Annotated in this window: 18 protein-coding genes; 6 read left to right on the top strand and 12 right to left on the bottom strand. The window is 59.8% G+C overall.

Annotated elements, in window-relative coordinates:
• Positions 1-185 precede the first annotated feature (185 nt).
• Positions 186-836 carry a class II aldolase/adducin family protein gene (locus ACXHRN_RS15720; protein ID WP_488637248.1) on the top strand — a complete coding sequence of 217 codons (651 nt, stop codon included), beginning with the start codon at positions 186-188 and terminating at the stop codon, positions 834-836.
• A gap of 28 nt (positions 837-864) precedes the next feature.
• Here the strand turns inward: ACXHRN_RS15720 and dhaK are convergent, their stop codons facing one another.
• From dhaK to ACXHRN_RS15660, 12 genes are all read right to left on the bottom strand, one after another.
• Positions 865-1854: a dihydroxyacetone kinase subunit DhaK gene (gene dhaK, locus ACXHRN_RS15715; protein ID WP_488637247.1), complete on the bottom strand. Its 990-nt coding sequence runs from the start codon at positions 1852-1854 to the stop codon at positions 865-867.
• 238 nt (positions 1855-2092) lie between these two features.
• The gene (locus tag ACXHRN_RS15710; protein ID WP_488637246.1) at positions 2093-2503 is read right to left on the bottom strand and encodes a hypothetical protein; all 411 of its coding nucleotides are present in this window, start codon (positions 2501-2503) and stop codon (positions 2093-2095) included.
• Positions 2484-4106, bottom strand: a complete 1623-nt coding sequence (ptsP, locus tag ACXHRN_RS15705) for a phosphoenolpyruvate--protein phosphotransferase (protein WP_488637245.1) — start codon at positions 4104-4106, stop codon at positions 2484-2486. Before ptsP ends, ACXHRN_RS15710 begins: the two co-directional genes overlap by 20 nt.
• Positions 4096-4392 (bottom strand): HPr family phosphocarrier protein, encoded by a 297-nt coding sequence (locus ACXHRN_RS15700; RefSeq protein WP_488637244.1) that lies wholly within the window; start codon positions 4390-4392, stop codon positions 4096-4098. The genes ptsP and ACXHRN_RS15700 overlap by 11 nt, the downstream gene beginning before the upstream one ends.
• Positions 4393-4450: 58 nt before the next feature.
• Entirely contained in the window at positions 4451-4855 is a 405-nt protein-coding gene (gene dhaM, locus ACXHRN_RS15695; RefSeq protein ID WP_488637243.1) for a dihydroxyacetone kinase phosphoryl donor subunit DhaM, read from the bottom strand.
• Positions 4852-5487, bottom strand: a complete 636-nt coding sequence (dhaL, locus tag ACXHRN_RS15690) for a dihydroxyacetone kinase subunit DhaL (RefSeq protein WP_488641920.1) — start codon at positions 5485-5487, stop codon at positions 4852-4854. The genes dhaM and dhaL overlap by 4 nt, the downstream gene beginning before the upstream one ends.
• Before the next feature lie 2 nt (positions 5488-5489).
• Complete coding sequence (locus ACXHRN_RS15685; RefSeq protein ID WP_488637242.1) at positions 5490-6506, bottom strand: ABC transporter ATP-binding protein; 1017 nt, start codon at positions 6504-6506, stop codon at positions 5490-5492.
• Positions 6499-7596 carry an ABC transporter ATP-binding protein gene (locus ACXHRN_RS15680; RefSeq protein ID WP_488637241.1) on the bottom strand — a complete coding sequence of 366 codons (1098 nt, stop codon included), beginning with the start codon at positions 7594-7596 and terminating at the stop codon, positions 6499-6501. Before ACXHRN_RS15680 ends, ACXHRN_RS15685 begins: the two co-directional genes overlap by 8 nt.
• An 8-nt stretch (positions 7597-7604) precedes the next feature.
• Positions 7605-7808, bottom strand: a complete 204-nt coding sequence (locus ACXHRN_RS15675) for a hypothetical protein (protein WP_488637240.1) — start codon at positions 7806-7808, stop codon at positions 7605-7607.
• Positions 7805-8758 carry a carbohydrate ABC transporter permease gene (locus ACXHRN_RS15670; RefSeq protein ID WP_488637239.1) on the bottom strand — a complete coding sequence of 318 codons (954 nt, stop codon included), beginning with the start codon at positions 8756-8758 and terminating at the stop codon, positions 7805-7807. Before ACXHRN_RS15670 ends, ACXHRN_RS15675 begins: the two co-directional genes overlap by 4 nt.
• A complete protein-coding gene (locus tag ACXHRN_RS15665; RefSeq protein WP_488637238.1) occupies positions 8755-9723 on the bottom strand; it encodes a carbohydrate ABC transporter permease in 969 nt (322 codons plus the stop codon). Before ACXHRN_RS15665 ends, ACXHRN_RS15670 begins: the two co-directional genes overlap by 4 nt.
• A gap of 169 nt (positions 9724-9892) precedes the next feature.
• The gene (locus ACXHRN_RS15660; protein WP_488637237.1) at positions 9893-11224 is read right to left on the bottom strand and encodes an ABC transporter substrate-binding protein; all 1332 of its coding nucleotides are present in this window, start codon (positions 11222-11224) and stop codon (positions 9893-9895) included.
• Between the two features lie 423 nt (positions 11225-11647).
• Here ACXHRN_RS15660 and ACXHRN_RS15655 point away from each other — a divergent pair, with 423 nt between their 5' ends.
• The 5 genes from ACXHRN_RS15655 to ACXHRN_RS15635 all read left to right on the top strand — a co-directional run bounded on the left by ACXHRN_RS15655 (position 11648) and on the right by ACXHRN_RS15635 (position 18267).
• Positions 11648-11935: a type II toxin-antitoxin system TacA family antitoxin gene (locus ACXHRN_RS15655; RefSeq protein ID WP_488637236.1), complete on the top strand. Its 288-nt coding sequence runs from the start codon at positions 11648-11650 to the stop codon at positions 11933-11935.
• On the top strand, positions 11932-12417 hold the full coding sequence (locus tag ACXHRN_RS15650; RefSeq protein ID WP_488637235.1) for a GNAT family N-acetyltransferase: 486 nt from the start codon (positions 11932-11934) through the stop codon (positions 12415-12417). Before ACXHRN_RS15655 ends, ACXHRN_RS15650 begins: the two co-directional genes overlap by 4 nt.
• Before the next feature lie 141 nt (positions 12418-12558).
• Positions 12559-13488 (top strand): ImuA family protein, encoded by a 930-nt coding sequence (locus ACXHRN_RS15645; protein ID WP_488637234.1) that lies wholly within the window; start codon positions 12559-12561, stop codon positions 13486-13488.
• Positions 13400-14938, top strand: a complete 1539-nt coding sequence (locus ACXHRN_RS15640; RefSeq protein ID WP_488641919.1) for a Y-family DNA polymerase — start codon at positions 13400-13402, stop codon at positions 14936-14938. Before ACXHRN_RS15645 ends, ACXHRN_RS15640 begins: the two co-directional genes overlap by 89 nt.
• Complete coding sequence (locus tag ACXHRN_RS15635) at positions 14935-18267, top strand: error-prone DNA polymerase (RefSeq protein WP_488637233.1); 3333 nt, start codon at positions 14935-14937, stop codon at positions 18265-18267. Before ACXHRN_RS15640 ends, ACXHRN_RS15635 begins: the two co-directional genes overlap by 4 nt.
• The last annotated feature ends 46 nt before the right edge of the window (positions 18268-18313 follow it).

The raw sequence follows: 18313 nt of genomic DNA, 5'->3' as shown, positions 1-18313 counted from the left end.
GCCTGAAACCGCCGTTAATCTGCCGTTCATCTTGCCCCAGCCAACTGGCGGATTTGTGAGAGCCGAACGGCTGCGCATCGAACGTGGTTTCGTTCATGTTTTCAATATTCTCGAAAAAAGACAGTTGGAAGCATGAGCCCGCAACTATAAGAACAGCAAGGAAATCGCATGTTGAGGAGCGTGTCATGAATGAATTGGAAGTCCGCCGGTCGATTATCAAAAATTGCCTTTTCATGAACAGTTCGGGCCTCAACCAGGGCAATGCCGGCAATATCAGCGCGCGCTTCGAAGATCGGATGCTGATCACGCCTTCCTCGATTCCCTATGAGGAAATCTCTCCCGACATGATCGCCGCCATGCCGCTCGATGGCGAGTATGGCAGCTGGGATGGGCCCAACAAGCCCTCTACGGAATGGCGTTTCCATCTCGACATCATGAAGTCGCGGCCGGAAGTCGGCGCAGTGATCCACACGCATGCGTCCTACTCGACCATTCTCGCCATCGCCCGCAAGCCGATCCCGGCCTGCCACTACATGGTTGCGGCTTTCGGCGGCGACGATGTCCGTGTCGCAAACTATGCGCGCTACGGCACCAAGGCGCTCAGCGAGCATGTGCTCGAAGCGCTCAAGGGCCGCAGCGCCTGCCTGATGGCCAATCACGGCATGCTGGTCGTCGGCTCGACGATGAAGAAAGCCATGTGGCGCGCCGTCGAACTCGAGACCATCGCCAAGCAATATTATCATTCGCTGCTGATCGGCGGCCCAGTGCTGCTGTCGTCGGAGCAGATCGCCGAGACGATGGAGAGTTTCTCGACCTATGGGTTACAGGAAGCCTGACGCTGAGTCAGGCTTCTCGCTGAGTCAGCTACATCCCCCAGCGTAAGCCTGCGGTGTGCACCGGGCTGTCCCAGAGCCTGAGCATCTCGTCATCCATGATGACGACGGTGATCGAGCAGCCCGCCATGTCGAGCGATGTGACATAGGATCCGACCAGCGAGCGGGCGATGGTTACGCCCTGCTTTTCGAGGATCGCGCGCGCGGAATTGTACATCAGATAGAGTTCCATCAGCGGCGTGCCGCCAAAGCCGTTGATGAATAGCAGCGCATTGCCTCTGGCGCGATCGCCAAGATCCTTGAGAATCGAAGCGCAGATCTCCTCGGCGATAGTGTCGGCCGATTGCAGCTTGTCGCGCCGACGGCCGGGCTCGCCATGGATGCCGACGCCGAATTCCATCTCGCCATCGCCGATGTCGAAGGTCGGCTTGCCGGCGGCGGGCACGGTGCAACTGGTCAGCGCCACGCCCATCGAGCGGGCATTGGCATTGACCTTGCGGGCGAGCTCGGCGAGTGGCTCCAGCGCCATGCCTTCCTCGGCGGCAGCACCGGCGATCCGCTCGACGACCAATGTGCCTGCAACGCCGCGCCGCCCCGTCGTCCAGGTCGAATCCTCAACCGCGACGTCGTCATTGGTGATCACCTGGATGACCCGCCCCGAGGCCATCTCGGCGCCCATCTCGAAGTTCATCACGTCGCCTTCGTAGTTCTTGACGATAAACAGGCAGCCGGCGCCGGTATCGACCGCTGCGGCCGCCTCCATCATCTGGTCGGGCGTTGGTGAGGTGAACACCTGGCCGGGGCAGGCGGCATCAAGCATGCCATGACCGACGAAACCTGCATGCAGCGGCTCGTGGCCGGATCCGCCACCGGAGATCAGCGCCACCTTGCCCTGCTTCAGCACCTTCCGCCGGATAAACTTGCTGGATGGGTCGAGGGTCAGGATATCCTGATGTGCCGCGGCAAAGCCATGCAGGCTTTCGGTCAGAATATTGCCGACCTCGTTGATGAATTTTTTCATTGTGTTCCTCCTCCTAAAACTACCATTCGCGGGTGCGGCGCCCCCTCATCCGACCCTTCGGGCCACCTTCTCCCCGCTGGGGAGAAGATCAACTCGCGGCTCACTTCACATCATATCCATCGCAGCCGATAACGACGCTCAATTGGTGCTCGCCCCGGCAACAAACTCCCTCTTCTCCCCAGCGGGGAGAAGGTGGCGCGCAGCGCCGGATGAGGGGGCATGCATACGCCGACCCTCATCACCCATCCTTCCCCAGCAACGCCGCCATCTTGTGCGCAAATTCCGCGATGGCCTCGTCAAACCGGCGGTTCTTCTCATCGTCGCCCAGATCCGGCACCATCAGCGACATGTGCCTTAGCTGCGCCTCTCCCTCGGCTTCCTCCCGCTTTTCCGGGTGGGCGGCATGGTAGTCCTCGAGAAACTGCCGTTTCTCCTCGGCATTGAAATGGCAGACCGTGAAAATGACGGGCACATGCTTGGCCGGCAGCGGCGTGGCATAGGCGGTCGAGGTGATCTGGGTGACGAAGCTGCGGTGCTTGCCCAGCGCATCGGCGATCCGCTGGCGCGTGCCGGACGGCCGCTTGTCGATCAGCGCTGAAAGCCTCAGCTTGTAGGTCTTGACGGGATCGTCAATTGCGGCGTCTGTCACGCACTTTTCCTGCTCTGTTGTATTCCACTTTGGCAATCGCGGCTTTGACCGCTCCGATTCGCGCCGGCGCGACGGAAAGCGTCGTGACACCGGCTGATATCAACAGCGACACCATGGCCGGATCGCTGGCTGCATCGCCGCAAAGGCTGACCAGCCGCCTGGTTTCCTCTCCACATCGCGCCACATTCTCGATCAACTCCAATACTGCCGGATTGTCGGCCTGCGCAATTGCCGATAGAGCCCCATTGTCCCGCGAGGCGGCCATCACATATTGGGTGAGGTCGTTGGAGCCGATGGAAAAGAACGCCGCCTTGTCGAAACGCCACGGCGTGATCGCCACCGATGGCACCTCGACCATGATGCCGATCTCAGGCATCGCGCAGACAGTTCCGGCCTGGACCAAGGCGGCATATTCAGCATCGAACATCGCCTTTGCGGCAGTCAATTCTTCGGGCACGGCAACCATCGGCAGCATCACCTTGAGGTTTCCATGCACCGAGGCGCGCAACAGCGCGCGGATCTGCACGGCAAAGATCTCCGGTTTGACAAGGCAGAGCCTTATGCCGCGCACGCCGAGAAAGGGATTGGCTTCCTCTTCAGTGAAGCCGGGTACGGGCTTGTCGCCGCCAGCATCGACGGTGCGGATCGTCACCGGCTTGCTAGACGCCCATTTCAGCACCTTGCAATAGGCGCGATACTGGCTTTCCTCGTCCGGCAAGTCGTTGTTGTAGAGGAACTCCGTCCGCATCAGCCCGACGCCGTCGACATGGGCGATGTCTATGCTCTCCGTATCCTTGGGATCGGCGATGTTGACCAGCACTGTGATCAAATGGCCATCCGCAGTACGCGCAGGCTTGCCGGCAAAGACCGAAGCAACAAGCGCTTCGTCGTCGAATTTGCTCCTGTTGCGAAGATAGGTCTGCTGGGCCTCGGCGCCGGGCGCCAGGATCAGCATGCCAGCAGCGGCGTCGAGTAAGGCAGGGCCGAAGCCATCGTCCGGCTCGGCGCCGATTGCAACGATCATCGGCACGCCGCGCTGCCGGGCGAGCATCGCCACATGGCTGGTTGCGCTGCTCTTGCGCAGTGCGAGCCCGCCATTCGTCCAGTCGTGGGAGAGAAAGATGCTCGGCGTGATGTCGTCGGCAATATAGATCACCCCATCGGGAATGATCTCCTGGCCATCGCCGCGCAATTGGCTGAGCACGCGGTCGCGGATATCCTCGAGATCGGCAGTCCGGGCGCGGAAATATTCCTCCTCGGAATCGGCGTAGTTGGCAATCTCCTGGTCGAGCACTTCGCTCCATGCCTGGTCGGCCGGCATGCCGGCTTCGATCAGCGGTTTTGCCGTCTCCGGAAACGTATCGTCATCCAGCATTGCCAGTTGGAATTCGAGGACGTCGGCAGCATCCCCGTTGGCGCGCTGCATCAGCGACAAGGTATGCTTCATGGCGGTTTCGATCGACGAGATCAGATGGGCGAATTCGGCGTCGGTGGATTTCTTCCGCTTGTATTGGCCGCGCGTGCCATGGCCGGCAACGTAGATGCTGCCAGATGCAAAGCCGGGGCTGGCCGATGTACCGCGGAAGATGCGTTCATCCTTCATCGCCGCCCTCATCGAAATCGCGCTCGACCAGTCCACGCAAGGTCACCACGGCAGCATCGGCATCGGCACCATTGGCGCGGATATGCAGCACGGCGCCTTCTGGCACCTTCATCGCCATCACCTTGACGATGCTTTTCGCATCGATCCACGGACCATTCGAAGAAGGCGCGATCTCGGTCTTGGCCTCGAATGTCTTGGCAAGCTTGGTGAGCTTCACCGACGGGCGCGCATGCAGACCCACAGCATGGGTGATCGTCACCTCAGTTTCCGCCGTTGCGCCACTCATATCGTCTTCTCCATATGCCGGTTGAGCCGGACTTGCCGTGCATTTCAAGGTCGCCGCATCAGAGCGGCGACAATTCTTCCGCCGTGGCGACCACGGCTGCGAGCGTCGCGCCGCCCGATGCTTCGGTGGCAGCCATGACCGCGCCCTCGACCACCGGCGCATTGCAGATCCTGATCCGGTCGGAGCGGGGCTCGCCAATAAACTCGATGGCCATTTCCGAGTTGGTTTCGGCGCCGCCGAGATCGACGAGAACAGCCACGCCATGCTCGGTCCAGGCCTTGTCGATTGCCGCGATGATCGCCTCGACGGATGTTCCTAGCCCGCCTGAAGGATCGCCGCCACACCAGGCGAGCTTCACTTCGCTGCCGACCATCTGCCGTACCATGTCGGCCGTGCCTTCTGCCACCAGCGGCGAGTGCGACACAATGACGATGCCGACATTGTTTTCAGGCTGTGCACTCATCCGCGCTTCTCCAGGAATTCCGCAACTGTTTCAGTGATCAGCACGACCGAGCGCGATCCAGGATCCATGTGGCCGATCGAGCGCTCGCCAAGGAAGGACGCCCGGCCACGCGAGGCCAACATTGGCACGGTCTTGTCGGCTGCATCCCTCGCCACGGCAATAATGCCGCTTCCATCCGCCCCTCCATCCAGTGCATCGGCAATGGGGTAAAGCACATCGAGCATGGTCTTCTGGCCTTTCTCGGATTTGCCACGCGCCGCCACACTGTCGACTGCCTTGCGGAAGGCCGACGCCAACGCCGCGCGGTCCGGTACCTCGCCGATCTCCTTGCCCAGCGTCATCAATAACGTGCCGAACAGCGGTCCGGATGCGCCGCCGACCGTCATGACAAGCTTCATGCCGGCGGCTTTCAGCGCCTCGTTCAATGGCTTGGAGGCAAGCGCGTCGCTCTCTCCGACCAGGGCTTCGAAGCCACGCTTCATGTTGGCGCCATGATCGCCATCGCCGATTGCCGAATCCAGCGCCGTCAGTTCTTCGGCATGCGCCGACATCGTTTCGCTTACCGCGCTGATCAGGTCCTTGATATCGCCACTTGCCAGCATCGCCCGCTCCATCTCTGCCATTCCAGCCATGTTCATCCGATTCTCCTGCCGTCCGCACCGAAATACAGCGGCTTTTCCAGCGAAAGGTGCACGGGCTCGCCCGATTTGTACGGCGCCGAGGGATCGGCCAGCAGCACCAGTTTCTTGCCCTTGCAGGTCAGGTGCAGGTGTTTCTGGTCGCCGAGATGCTCGATCCAGTCGATCTCGGCATTGGCAGCGTGGCCGTTGACGGGTGATGCGATCGACAAGTGCTCGGTGCGAACGCCGATCGTTCTTGTAGAGGAGGGGATGTTGCCGTGGTCGATCAGGCCCGGCTCGATGAAGTTGATCTGCGGCTGGCCGAGGCGCGCCGCGACATGGATGTCGGCAGGCGTCTCGTAGATCTCGCGCGGGCTGCCTACCTGCACGAGCTCACCTTCTGTAAGAATGCCGATCCGGTCGGCCATGGTCATGGCCTCGATCTGGTCGTGCGTGACATAGAGCATCGTCGCCCCCAGCTCGCTCTGGATACGCTTGAGCTCGAGCCTGAGGTCGGCGCGAAGCTTGGCGTCCAGCGACGACAGCGGCTCGTCCATCAGGAACACCGAGGGATCACGCACCAGCGCCCGGCCGATTGCCACGCGCTGCATCTCGCCACCCGAAAGCCGGGTCGCCTTGTTCTCCAGCTTGTGGTCGATCCGCACCATGGCCGCGACCTGGCGCACGCGCGGGTCGATATCGGTCTTGGCCATGCGCCTCGCCGGCGATTTCAGCGGGAAAGCCAGGTTCTCGTAGACGCTGAGATGCGGATAGAGCGAATATTGCTGGAACACGAAGGCGGTGTCGCGGGCTGACGGCGGCTGGTCGTTGACCTGCTCGCCACCGATTTTGATCGAGCCTGCATCTGCCTTCTCAAGCCCGGCGATCAGCCTGAGCGTGGTTGTCTTGCCGGCGCCAGTCGGGCCGAGCAGCACGACGAATTCGCCATCGGCGATGGTCAGCGACAAGTTCTTGATGGCCTGGGTCGAGCCGAAACTCTTGCTCACCCTGTCGAGGCGGATCTCAGCCATGTGCGCCTCCATCGAAAAGTGCGGTCTGGATGGCGCGACCACTGGCCACATCGAAGAGCGACAGCTTCGGTCCCTCGAACAGCAGGCCAACCGTCTCGCCGGGCGTGAATGTGCGTGCCGATGAGGTGCGCGCCTTGATGATGGTGCCGCCATACTCGACCGCGACGATCTGCGAGGTTCCGAGATAGGCTGTTTCATAGACTTTGCCGCGCAAGGCGGAATTGTCGTTGAAGCGGATATGTTCTGGCCTGACGCCGAGCGCCAGCTTGCCGGGCGCACGATCCTCGTGGATCTCCGGCACCGCAACCTGCTGTCCGTCGATCGACACCAGGTTCGTGCCCTTTTCCAGTCCGCTTTCGAAGCGGATGAAGTTCATCGGCGGCGAACCGACGAAATCGGCGACGAACATGGTCGCCGGCCTGTTATAGACTTCTTCCGGTGAGCCATATTGTTCGATCACGCCATTGCTCATGATGGCGATCTTGTCGGCCATCGCCATGGCTTCGAGCTGGTCATGGGTGACGTAGACGGTCGTCGCGCCGATGCGATTATGCAGTTCCCTGAGTTCATGCACCATCTTGTCGCGGAATTCGGTATCGAGCGTACCGAGCGGTTCATCCATCAGGAAGCAGGCCGGCCTCCGGACGATAGCGCGGCCCAGCGCCACGCGCTGGCGGTCGCCACCGGCAAGGCCCGAGACCGAGCGGTCGAGCAGATGATTGATCTGCAACAGCTTGGCGGTTTCCTCGACCCGCGTCCGGATCTCGCTCTTCGGCAAGCCCTGGTTGACCAGCGGATAGGCCATATTCTTGCGCACATTCATATGCGGATAGAGTGCAAACAGCTGGAAGACGAAGGCAATGTCGCGGTCACGTGCCCGCCGCATCGTCACGTCCTGGCTGTCGAGCAGGATCTGCCCCGATGTCGGCAGTTCCAGCCCGGCGATCATCCTCAGCGTAGTCGTCTTGCCGCAGCCCGACGGGCCGAGCAGAGCGAGGAATTCGCCATCCTCGACGACGAAGTTGGAGTTCTGCACGGCATTGAAGCTGCCGAACGATTTCTGGAGATTTTCAACCCGGATTTCAGCCATGTCCGTGCTCACTCCGGAAATTTCGTGACGACGATGAACATCGCCGTGCCGGCCAGAAGCGTCACGAAGGAATAGGTGTAAAGCGACAGCGCAAACGGCTGAAACATCATCAGGAAGCCCAGCCCGATCAAACCCACCGCGATGTTTTCCAGCCGGCCCCGACGCAGCCAGGGCGATCTCGTCGTCGGCGTCTTTTGTTCATTCATCGTCATTTACGCACTGCTCCGAATGTGATGCCGCGCAAGAGCTGCTTGCGGAGAAGAATGGTGAAAATCAGGATTGGCACGAGGAAGATGGTCGTGCCGGCCGCAACAGCCGGCCAGTCCTGGCCGCCTTCGCCGATGATGGTCGGAATGAAGGGTGGGGCCGTCTGCGCCGTGCCCGATGTCAGCAGTGCCGCAAAGGCATACTCGTTCCAGGCAAAGATCAGGCAGAAAATGGCCGTTGCTGCAATCCCTGTGGTGGCTTGTGGCAGCACCACTTTCCAGAAGGCCTGCATGCGGGTGTAGCCATCGACCATCGCCGCTTCCTCATATTCGCGCGGGATTTCGTCGATGAAGCCCTTGAGCAGCCAGACGGCGAGCGAAACATTGACCGCGGTATAGAGAAGGATCATGCCGAGTGCCGTATCGGATAGTCCGAGCTCGCGATACATCAGGTAGATCGGGATAGCGACGGCAACTGGTGGCATCATGCGGGTCGACAGGATGAAGAACAGCAGATCGTCGGCGAGCGGCACCTTGAAGCGCGAGAAGCCATAGGCCGCCAGCGTGCCGAGAAACACCGCAAGGAAGGTCGATCCGAAGGCGATCACCAGCGAATTGACGAAACGCGGCAGGAAGTTCGACGGACCGGCAATCACCATATTGCGCTTGCGGGTGACCTCGTCGCAGGTGCCTTGCGGCGCGCCCAGCGAGGCGATGTATTCAGGCGTCTGTCGCGTCCGGGTGCTGAAAAGGTTGCAATAGCCTTCGAGCGTCGGCGTGAACACAAGCTTGGGCGGATAGGAGATCGAATCCGGCGGCGACTTGATGCTGGTCAGGAAGATCCAGACGAGCGGCACCATGGTGATCAATGCATAGATAATAATTATGGCACCGGCAATCCGCTTGCTGTTGGCGCTCGGCTCGACGACCGAATGGGCTGAGTTGGCGGAGCTCATCGCTGTTTCACCTTGTTGAGGGCCTTGACGTAGATGTTGGCGAGGCCAAACACGGCAACGAACAGCACGATTGCGAAGGCCGAGGCCCGGCCGGTTGCCCAGCTTTCGAACGCCTGTCGCTTGAGGGTGATCGAGGCGACTTCGGTGAGCGAGCCGGGTCCACCGCCGGTCAGCAAGGTCACCATGTCGAACATCTTGAAATTCTCGATCCCCCTGAACAGCACGGCCAGCATGATGAAGGGCAGGGCCATCGGCACTGTGATCGTCCAGAATTGCCGCCAGGTGGAGGCGCGATCGACCTCGGCCGCCTCATAGATGTAGTCCGGGATCGAGCGCAGACCGGCCAGGCAGATCAGCATCACATAGGGCGTCCACATCCATGTATCGACGATGATGATCGCCCAGGGTGCCAGCGACACATCGCCGAGCATCCTGATATCAGAGGTCGGAATGCCGGTGAGAAACGAAACCGCATAGGCGAACAGCCCGATCTGTGGCTCATAGAGAAAGCGCCAGAAATTGCCGACGACGGCAGGAGAGAGCATCATCGGGATGAGGATGATCGTCGTCCAGAAGGCATGGCCACGGAATTTGCGGTCGATCAGGTAGGCGAGTGTGAAACCGATCACCGTTTGCAGGACGATGGTCCAGAACACGAAATGGGCCGTTGTCTGCATGGCGGCCCAGATATCCGGGTCGTTGAGCACCCGCTGGTAATTCCTCAGGCCGACGCCCTCGACGACCGCATTCGGCCGGTTGGCGCGGAAATTCGTGAAGGAAAGGTAGATCGCCCAGATCAGCGGAAAGATGTTGATTGCCAGCAAGAGGATGATCGCCGGTGCAATGAAGACCCAGGCGATCGCCGTGTCGGATAAGCCCCGCACGCGGATCGCGACCGACTTGGGTGTTGTCCGCGCTGCGGCTTCGGCCGCCTTGTCGACAATGGATGAGTTGGAAAAAGCCAAGGTAGCACCTGATGCCTGTGAACTGAAAATGCGTTAGACATGCGACAAGTGGCGGTCCGGCTCGATTGCCGCTCCGGGCCGCCATTCGGGGAGAAATCCCGTGCGCCGTGGGGCGCTGTTCGCTAGAGCATCCCGGTTCAAGTGGGATCACTTGAACCGGAAAGATGCTCTAGATCTTGCCGTCGTCCTGGAAGACTTCAGTCCAGTCCTTTACGAGCCCGTCGAGCGCGTCCTTGGCCGTGCCGTTGCCGGCGACGACATAGTCATGGAAGCGTTTCTGCGACGCCTGCAGCAGCGAGGCGTAGCTCGGCTCGGCCCAGAAGTCCTTGACGATCGCCATCGACTCGAGGAACGTCTTCGCATAGGGCTGGCTGGCTACGAAGCCCGGGTCTTCGACCACGGCCTTCAGGCAGGAAAAACCGCCGAGCTGCCACCATTTGGCCTGCACGTCAGGCTGGGCAAACCACTTGATGTACTGGAGTGCAGCGTCCTGCTTGTCGGAATAGGAGACGACCGAGATGCCCTGTCCACCGAGCTGCGCGAATTGTTCGCCGTCCGGTCCCTTGGGATTGGCGAAGTAGCCGATCTTGTCGCCACCGACGGCTTCATCCTTCTGCAGGCCGGGCCAGGTGAAGGCGAAATTCATGTGCATCGCCACCTGTCCGGATTTGAAGGCGTCGACGCCTTCGCCCATGTAGCTGTTGGATGCACCGGGCGGGGTGCAGCAATCGTAAAGCGCCTTGTAGAATTCCAGGCCCTTGACGGATTTTTCCGAATTGACGAAGCCTTCCATGTCGTAGGGCTTGTCGGGGTTTTCGTATTTGAAGCCGAAGGAGTAGAGGACGTCCATGACGCCCATCGTCACGCCTTCAGAGCCACGCTCGGTGTAGATCGAGGCACCATAGACGGTCTTGCCGTCGATCTGGCGCTTCTGGAAGAACTCGGCGATCTGCTTGAGTTGCTCGAAAGTGGTTGGCGCGGCCAGATCCCAGCCGTACTTTTCCTTGAATTCCTTCTGCAGTTCCGGCCTTGAGAACCAGTCCTTGCGATAGGTCCAGCCGACCACATCGCCCATCGCGGGTAGCGCCCAGTAGTTGGGCGAATTCTTCGGCCATTCCGAGTAACCCACGACGGTCGCCGGCACGAAGTCATCCATCTTGATGCCTTCCTTGTCGAAGAAGTCGTTGAGCTTGACATAGTGGCCATTCTCGGCCGAGCCGCCGATCCATTGGCTGTCGCCGATGATCAGGTCGCAAAGCTTGCCCTTGGAATTCAGTTCGTTGAGAAAGCGGTCGGCATAATTGGTCCACGGCACGAATTCGAATTTCATGTCGATCTTGGTCTTGGCGGTAAAATCCTTCGACAATTCCACCAAAGCGTTGGCCGGATCCCATGCGGCCCAGCACAGTGTCAACTGCTCCGCCTTGGCGGTATTCCCAATGCCGAGGGTGAGCATCGCAGCCGATGACACGCCCAGGATAAGTTTTCCTAAGTGACGCATGATTTCCTCCCAAAAGGCGCCGACCCCATGCCGGCCCCGCTTCCGGTTCCACTCCCAGGAACCGAGTAACCCATGCATGCTGTTCCCATCGGCATGTTGAGTTATTTGTTTATATGGACACAGCTTACTAAACATGGCAATCGCAAAAATGTGCTGCGATGCAGCAGTTTTGTTGAGCGATTGCGAGAAATATGTTGAGTTTTGTTGAGTGATAATGTTGAAATTGTTGAGTTGGCAATTCGCGCAAGAGCTTGTTATGGTTGCAAAAATCGAACGGCTGAAACAGCCCTGTGCAATCGCGTTATCCCGGCTGAGAGATGGATTTGCGTTGGTCTTTTTCCTGAAACCTGACGAAGGAGAAGTCGGCGTCAGGCTTGAATTGTCCGGGGGTATACCGTACATTTCGTACGAAGGAGATTTCCAATGACCAGACAAGCGGCCCGTAGTGATAGGCTTGAAGCCCGCATCCACCCCGATACGCTGACGCTGGTGAAGCGTGCAGCCGAAATCCAGGGCAGGTCGGTGAGCGATTTCGTCGTTGCTGCTGCTGAGCAGGCAGCCCGTCAGGCGATAGAAGATGCCCAAATTATACGGTTATCGGTTGAAGGCCAAATGAAGTTTGCCGAAATGCTACTCAACCCGCCGGAATTGACGCCGGGACTGAAACGAGCTCGGGAGGCTCACGCCAAGCTGATCGTTTCCTCTGAATGATCGGTGGCTTTTCGATCGCTCCGCTTGCCGCCACGGATATCCGAAGTGAATTCTCGTGTGGCGCCGATGCATTGGATCGATATTTCCGAGAGATTGTTACGCAGGATATCAAGCGTCGCATAACGTCTTGCTATGTGGCAAAATCTCTGGATAAAGACACAATCGCAGGCTTTTACACACTTTCGGCCTCAAGCATACCGATGACTGCCTTGCCTGGAGTTTTGAGTAAAAAGCTGCCGCGTTATCCTGTCGTGCCGGTCGCCCGTCTTGGCCGGCTTGCCGTGGATGTCAGATTCAAGGGTCTGCGACTGGGGGCGGCCCTGATCTGGGATGCGATTGACCGCTCGGCACGATCCGAAGTGACCGTCTACGCTCTGGCCGTTGACGCCAAGGACGAGGCCGCTGAGGCATTCTATAAGCATTTGGGGTTTATCGCATTGGACCCGTTTCCAAGCCAGTTGATCTGGTTGATTGGCAAGTGATTTTATCCCTGATTAAACCCGTCTTTGTTTCAGGAGCCATCTCCTAAGCCGAAATTCCATCCTCCCCAACCTCTGTTGACTCCCACCCCCATTTGGGAGTTTAATAGAACACAACGAGAACAAAATATAGGACGCAACGTCATGGCGGAGGCTGCTTTGGCGCATGAAAGGCTTGTTGCCTTGCGCTCGGAAATCGGCCGGCTCGAAAGCCAGAAATCGGTGGCGCTTGCCCGCGCCGCCCGCGAAGACCCGTGGGATATGCCTGCCCAGAGCCCGGGTGCCGATGTGATCGCATCGGGCGCGGAGGGTTTTGACGCGGCCCTTGGCGGTGGCGTGTTGAAAGCCGCGCTGCACGAGATTCGCTCGGCTGCGACATCGGATAATGGTGCGGCAAGCGGCTTTGCGCTGGCGCTGGGGCGGCTTGCTTTGGGATCGAGGGAAAAATCGCAGCGGCTGCTGTGGATTGCTGATCCGATGGGAGCGAGCGAGAGCGGTCTGCCTTATGGGCCAGGCCTTGCCGCCCACGGCCTGCCGCCGTCTGCTCTTCTCTATGCGCGTCCCAAACATCTGAAGGATGCACTGATGATCGCTGAGGCCGCGTTGGCGGTCAGTTCCTTCGCTGCCGTGATCATGGAAGTCTATGGAAATCCAGCAAAATTCGGCTTGACTGAGAGCCGCCGGCTGCACCTGCGCGCCAAAGCCTATCGCCGGCCGCTTTTCCTTCTACGCGAGCGGGGCGAGGAGGAGGCATCCAATGCCGTCACCCGCTTTCTTGCCCGGCCTGCGCCGGCGAGCCCCTTCATTCTGCCGGGCGGCAAGCCCTATCCGCAGGGTATGGGCAACGCAGCCTTTCACATCACCATTGAAAAAAGCCGCAACCCGTCTCCGCCCGAATTCTTGTTGGAATGGAACGCCCATGACTGTCTCTTTCACCAACGCGACCCTGCCCGGGTCGCTCTTCCAGCCGGCCGGTCGGCAGAGGATTCTGTCGCTCTATTTTCCCTTCCTCGCGACCGACCGGATCGCGCGGGTCAGATGGGGTCAGTCATGGCGTTCCCGCGGGCGTCCTGATCATCCGCCCGTCGTTCTGGCCGGCCATGTCCGCAACGCCGTCCGCATCCTGGCGATTGACGAGGAGGCCCGCCGCGTCGGTCTCCGGAAAGGGCAAGGGGTTACCGATGCGCGCGCCATGATCCCCGATGTTGATGTGATCGATGCCGACCCGGCTGCCGACCGGGCTTTGCTGGAGGGGATCGCCGACTGGTGCGACCGCTATACGCCGCTGGTGGCGCTCGACGGCGAGGAAGGTCTGTTTCTCGATATTACCGGCTCGTCACATCTTTTCGGCGGCGAGAAGGCGCTGTTTGGCGATATCCTGTCGCGGCTGTTGCAGATGGGATTTGAGGTGCGCGGCGCGATCTCGTCCGCGCCGGGCCTATCCTCGGCAGTCTCGCGTTATGGCACCCCTGATGTCATCGCCCCCGATGCCGCCGAAGAAGCGCTCATCCGACTGCCGGTCCGGGCGCTGAGACTGGCGGAAGAAACCATCGATCTGCTGGTCAAATCCGGCCTCAAGCAGGTAGGCGACCTGCTGGGCCAGCCGCGCGCGCCGCTGGCTCGCCGTTTTGGCGTGATGCTGATGTTGCGGCTCGACCAGGCACTGGGCTTCGAGGAGGAGGCGATTTCGCCGCGACGGCCGGTCGCGGCACTCTCGACGGAGCGGCGGCTGAGCGAGCCGATCGTCGACGAGGACAATATCCTGCTTTTGCTCGGCAAGCTGGGCGAGAGCCTGAAGCGACACCTCGAAATCCGGGGCGAGGGCGGCAAACTGTTCGAATTGCGGCTGTTTCGCGTCGATGGCAAGGTGTTTTCCATTCGCGCCGGCACTGCCATGCCAGTCCGCGATCCCGCCCGGATCACCGCCCTTTTCCGCGCCCGCCTTTCGGCCATCCATGACGATCTCGATGCCGGCTACGGTTTCGAGACGCTCAGGCTGAATGTGCTGCAGGCCGCCCCCTTTATCCAGTCGCAGCCGGATTTCCAGGGCCGCAATCGCCAGGACGAGACGCTCGCCGACTTCATCGACCAGATGTCGGCGCGTTTCGGACCGGAACTGCTTGCCGTGCCGGTGCTGTTCCAGAGCCATGTGCCGGAACGCGCTGGCCGCCTGATGCCCGTGGCCGACGTCACCCAGGGTGACAGCGATCCCGCTTTCTACAGCGATATGCCCGTCCGACCCCTCAGGCTGTTTTCCCACCCCGAACCGGTCGAGACAACGGCGGAAATTCCCGATGGCCCGCCGCATTCCTTCCGCTGGCGCCGCACCTATTTCCGGGTTGCGCGCGCCGAAGGGCCGGAGCGGATCGCGGCCGAATGGTGGATCGATGGCGAGGCGGCGCCGACGCGGGATTATTTCCGCATCGAGGACGAAGGCGGCCGGCGCTATTGGCTCTATCGCGAAGGGCTCTATGAGCGTGGAGATGGCACGCCGCGATGGTTCATCCAAGGGGTGTTCGCATGAGCCAAGTGCCACAGTTCGCCGAGATCGGCATCCGCAGCAATTTCTCCTTCCTCGAAGGGGCATCGCATCCGGAGGAACTGGCTGTGGCGGCCAAGCGCCTAGGGCTGATGGGCATCGGCGTGGCCGACCGCAACACGGTTGCCGGCACCGTGCGGATGCATCTTGCTACCAAGGAAGCACAGCTGCCGTATCATCCCGGCGCGCGGCTGGATTTTGCCGACGAGACGCCGAATATCCTTGCCTATCCGATCGACCGTCCAGCCTGGGGACGCCTTTGCCGGCTGCTCAGCCAAGGCAATCTGCGCGCCGACAAGAAGGGTACCTGCGAACTTTACGAGGCCGACCTCATGGAATGGGGCGAGGGACTTCTGCTCGTTGTCATGGCTCAGCCCGAAAAACATGTCGAGCAATTGCCCGAGTTGCTGAAACGCCTGAAGGACAAGTTTCCGGATCAGGTCTATCTGGCACTGGTGCCGCGCTATGACGGCCACGACAAGCGGACCTTCAGCTTCTTTTCAGATCTTGCCGCCCAGGCAAGCGTGCCTGTCATCGCCACCAACGATGCGCTGATGCATGAGGCGGCACGCAAATCCATGGCCGATGTGGTTACCGCAATCCGCGAGCACGTACCTGTGCAGAAGGCGGGCTTCCGGTTCGCCGCCCATGCCGAGCGGCACCTGAAAAGCCCCAGAGAGATGGCACGAATTTTCCGCAGCTACTCCGTAGCGATCGACAACGCCTGCAAATTCTTCGACCGGCTGACATTTTCGCTGGAAGAGCTGAAATATCAATATCCGGACGAAAGTCTGCCGGGCGAAACGCCGGCAGAGACTTTGCGGCGTCTGGCCTATGAAGGTGCTGAAAAACGCTACCCAAAAGGCGTCTCGGACAAGGTCAAGAACCAGATCGAGAGCGAACTCGAACTGATCGGCGAGCGGCGCTATGAACCTTATTTCCTGACGGTTTGGAAGATCATGGAATACGCCCGGTCTCAGGATATTTTATGCCAAGGCCGAGGATCGGCAGCCAATTCCACCATTTGCTTTTGTATGGGCATCACCGAGGTCGACCCGATGTCGGGGAGCCGGTTGTTGTTTGCTCGGTTCATCTCGACCAGCCGGGATGAACCGCCGGATATCGATGTCGACTTTGAGCATGCGCGACGCGAAGAGGTTATCCAGCACATTTATGAACGGTACGGCAAAAATCACGCCGGCATTGCCGCCGCTGTCATCTCTTATCGTGCGCGTTCGGCCGGGCGAGAAACCGCCAAGGCATTCGGACTTTCAGAGGATCAGCAGTCAGCCCTATCAAGCACTGTTTGGGGTTGGTCGGCGGAGGCACTGGATGAACGGGATGTGGAAGCGGTAGGGTTGAATATCAGGGATCCGGTAACACGAATGGTTCTCGACCAGTCCGCGACATTGATGGGATTTCCGCGCCATCTCTCCCAGCATGTCGGTGGTTTCGTCATCACCCGAGACCGGCTAGATGAGGTCATCCCGATCATGCCGACGGCCATGCTGAACCGCTATCAGGTGGAGTGGGACAAGGACGATCTCGATGCATTGGGAATCCTGAAAATCGACATTCTTGCGCTCGGCATGCTGACCTGCATTGCCAAGGCGTTCAAAATTCTGGAGCGGCATTACCATAGCGGGCCACTCAGCATCGCCAGGCTTACGAAGGAACGACCTGAGATCTACGACATGATCTGTCGCGCCGATACGCTCGGCGTTTTCCAGATCGAAAGCCGAGCGCAGATGTCGATGCTGCCACGTCTTAAACCCAGAGAATTTTATGATCTGGTCATCGAGGTGGCGATCGTGCGCCCTGGTCCCATTCAAGGCAATATGGTGCATCCCTATCTTCGTCGGCGGCAGGGATTGGAGCCGGTGACATTTCCCAAACCTGAAATCGCAGACATTCTTGCGAGAACAAAGGGAGTGCCGCTTTTCCAGGAGCAGGCAATGGAAATTGCCATCCTGTCTGGATTTTCGGCGGCGGAAGCCGACAAGTTGCGGCGCGCTATGGCTACCTTTAAACGAAACGGAACCGTTGGAAATTTTCAAAAGAGGATGGTCGATGGTTTGGTGGAAAAGGGGTACCCGAAGGATTTCGCCGAACGCTGCTTCAAGCAGATCGAAGGTTTTGGCGAATATGGTTTTCCGGAAAGCCACGCCGCCTCTTTTGCAATCCTCGTCTACGTTTCGTGTGTATTAAAGGCATATTATCCCGATGTCTTCTGCACGGCCATCCTCAATTCCCAGCCGATGGGGTTCTACGCCCCCGCGCAGCTGATCCGCGATGCCCGCGAGCATGGCGTGGAAATGTTCGAACCCGACATCAACCATTCCACCTGGTATTCCGACCTGACTGACGGCGTCTTCGATCCCCGGCGAATCCATCCGCGCCATCGGGAAATGGATGGGGTGATCCGGACCAGAAAGGCGGTGCGATTGGGGTTTCATCGGGTCAAGGGGCTGTCTGAAGCCGATATGGATCGGCTCGTTGATATGCGCGGCAAGGGTTATGTTTCGGTGCGCGATCTCTGGCTGCGTTCGGGCCTGCCACGTTCGGCGATCGAACGATTGGCCGATGCCGATTGCTTCCGTTCGATTGGTCTCGATCGCCGTGCCGCGCTTTGGGCGGTCAGGGCGCTGGACGAGAAGAGTGCGGCCGAGCGCTTGCCGCTGTTCGAGAATTCCGGCGCCGACCTTCTTGAGCATGAGGCTCAAGTCAGTCTGCCCGTCATGCCGGATGCGGAGCATGTGGTCCATGACTACAAGACGATGTCGCATTCGCTCAAGGCGCATCCGGTGTCCTTCTTGCGCGAAGATTTCGGGGCGCTCGGTATAATACCGACTGCGCAACTCCATGATATGCCGAATGGAAGGCAGGTTACGGTCGCTGGCCTTGTGCTGGTGCGTCAGCAACCGGGCTCCGCCAAGGGCGTGATTTTCATGACTCTGGAAGACGAGACGGGTATCGCCAACGCCATCGTCTGGCGCAAGGTCTTCACGCATTATCGGCCTGTCGTCATGGGCGCGCGGCTGGTCAGCATCCGCGGCAAGCTACAGCAGGCCGATGGTGTTATCCATGTCGTCGTCGAGCATATCGAGGACCTCACCTCTCATCTCAGCAAGCTGCTATTGGAGAAGCCGGATATACCGACGCTGTCGCCAGCCGACGAGGTACGCCGGCCGACCGGCGATCTTCGTCAGAGCAGCAATTTCAGAAAAGAGCGCCTGATGGAGATAAGAGAGCAGATCCGAGCGCAATCCGAAACGGCCAGCGACGTCATGCCTGGCGGGCGGAATTTTCATTGAGCAGAAGTGAAAGAAGACGCCGAAAGTGCGCCTTCTTCCTTCATTG

The organism is Shinella sp. OV683 (assembly GCF_057787725.1).
The sequence above is the reverse complement of the archived record's forward strand: the minus strand, read 5'-3'. Positions and strand labels throughout refer to the sequence as shown.

Bases quoted from the DNA above. Each gene is read 5' to 3' on its own strand.
- dhaK (WP_488637247.1), bottom strand. From the start codon at position 1,854: ATGAAAAAATTCATCAACGAGGTCGGCAATATTCTGACCGAAAGCCTG.
- ACXHRN_RS15660 (WP_488637237.1), bottom strand. From the start codon at position 11,224: ATGCGTCACTTAGGAAAACTTATCCTGGGCGTGTCATCGGCTGCGATG.
- ACXHRN_RS15675 (WP_488637240.1), bottom strand. From the start codon at position 7,808: ATGACGATGAATGAACAAAAGACGCCGACGACGAGATCGCCCTGGCTG.
- ptsP (WP_488637245.1), bottom strand. From the start codon at position 4,106: ATGAAGGATGAACGCATCTTCCGCGGTACATCGGCCAGCCCCGGCTTT.
- ACXHRN_RS15635 (WP_488637233.1), top strand. From the start codon at position 14,935: ATGAGCCAAGTGCCACAGTTCGCCGAGATCGGCATCCGCAGCAATTTC.
- ACXHRN_RS15650 (WP_488637235.1), top strand. From the start codon at position 11,932: ATGATCGGTGGCTTTTCGATCGCTCCGCTTGCCGCCACGGATATCCGA.
- ACXHRN_RS15670 (WP_488637239.1), bottom strand. From the start codon at position 8,758: ATGAGCTCCGCCAACTCAGCCCATTCGGTCGTCGAGCCGAGCGCCAAC.
- ACXHRN_RS15655 (WP_488637236.1), top strand. From the start codon at position 11,648: ATGACCAGACAAGCGGCCCGTAGTGATAGGCTTGAAGCCCGCATCCAC.
- ACXHRN_RS15645 (WP_488637234.1), top strand. From the start codon at position 12,559: ATGGCGGAGGCTGCTTTGGCGCATGAAAGGCTTGTTGCCTTGCGCTCG.
- ACXHRN_RS15680 (WP_488637241.1), bottom strand. From the start codon at position 7,596: ATGGCTGAAATCCGGGTTGAAAATCTCCAGAAATCGTTCGGCAGCTTC.
- ACXHRN_RS15685 (WP_488637242.1), bottom strand. From the start codon at position 6,506: ATGGCTGAGATCCGCCTCGACAGGGTGAGCAAGAGTTTCGGCTCGACC.
- ACXHRN_RS15720 (WP_488637248.1), top strand. From the start codon at position 186: ATGAATGAATTGGAAGTCCGCCGGTCGATTATCAAAAATTGCCTTTTC.
- dhaL (WP_488641920.1), bottom strand. From the start codon at position 5,487: ATGGCTGGAATGGCAGAGATGGAGCGGGCGATGCTGGCAAGTGGCGAT.
- dhaM (WP_488637243.1), bottom strand. From the start codon at position 4,855: ATGAGTGCACAGCCTGAAAACAATGTCGGCATCGTCATTGTGTCGCAC.
- ACXHRN_RS15700 (WP_488637244.1), bottom strand. From the start codon at position 4,392: ATGAGTGGCGCAACGGCGGAAACTGAGGTGACGATCACCCATGCTGTG.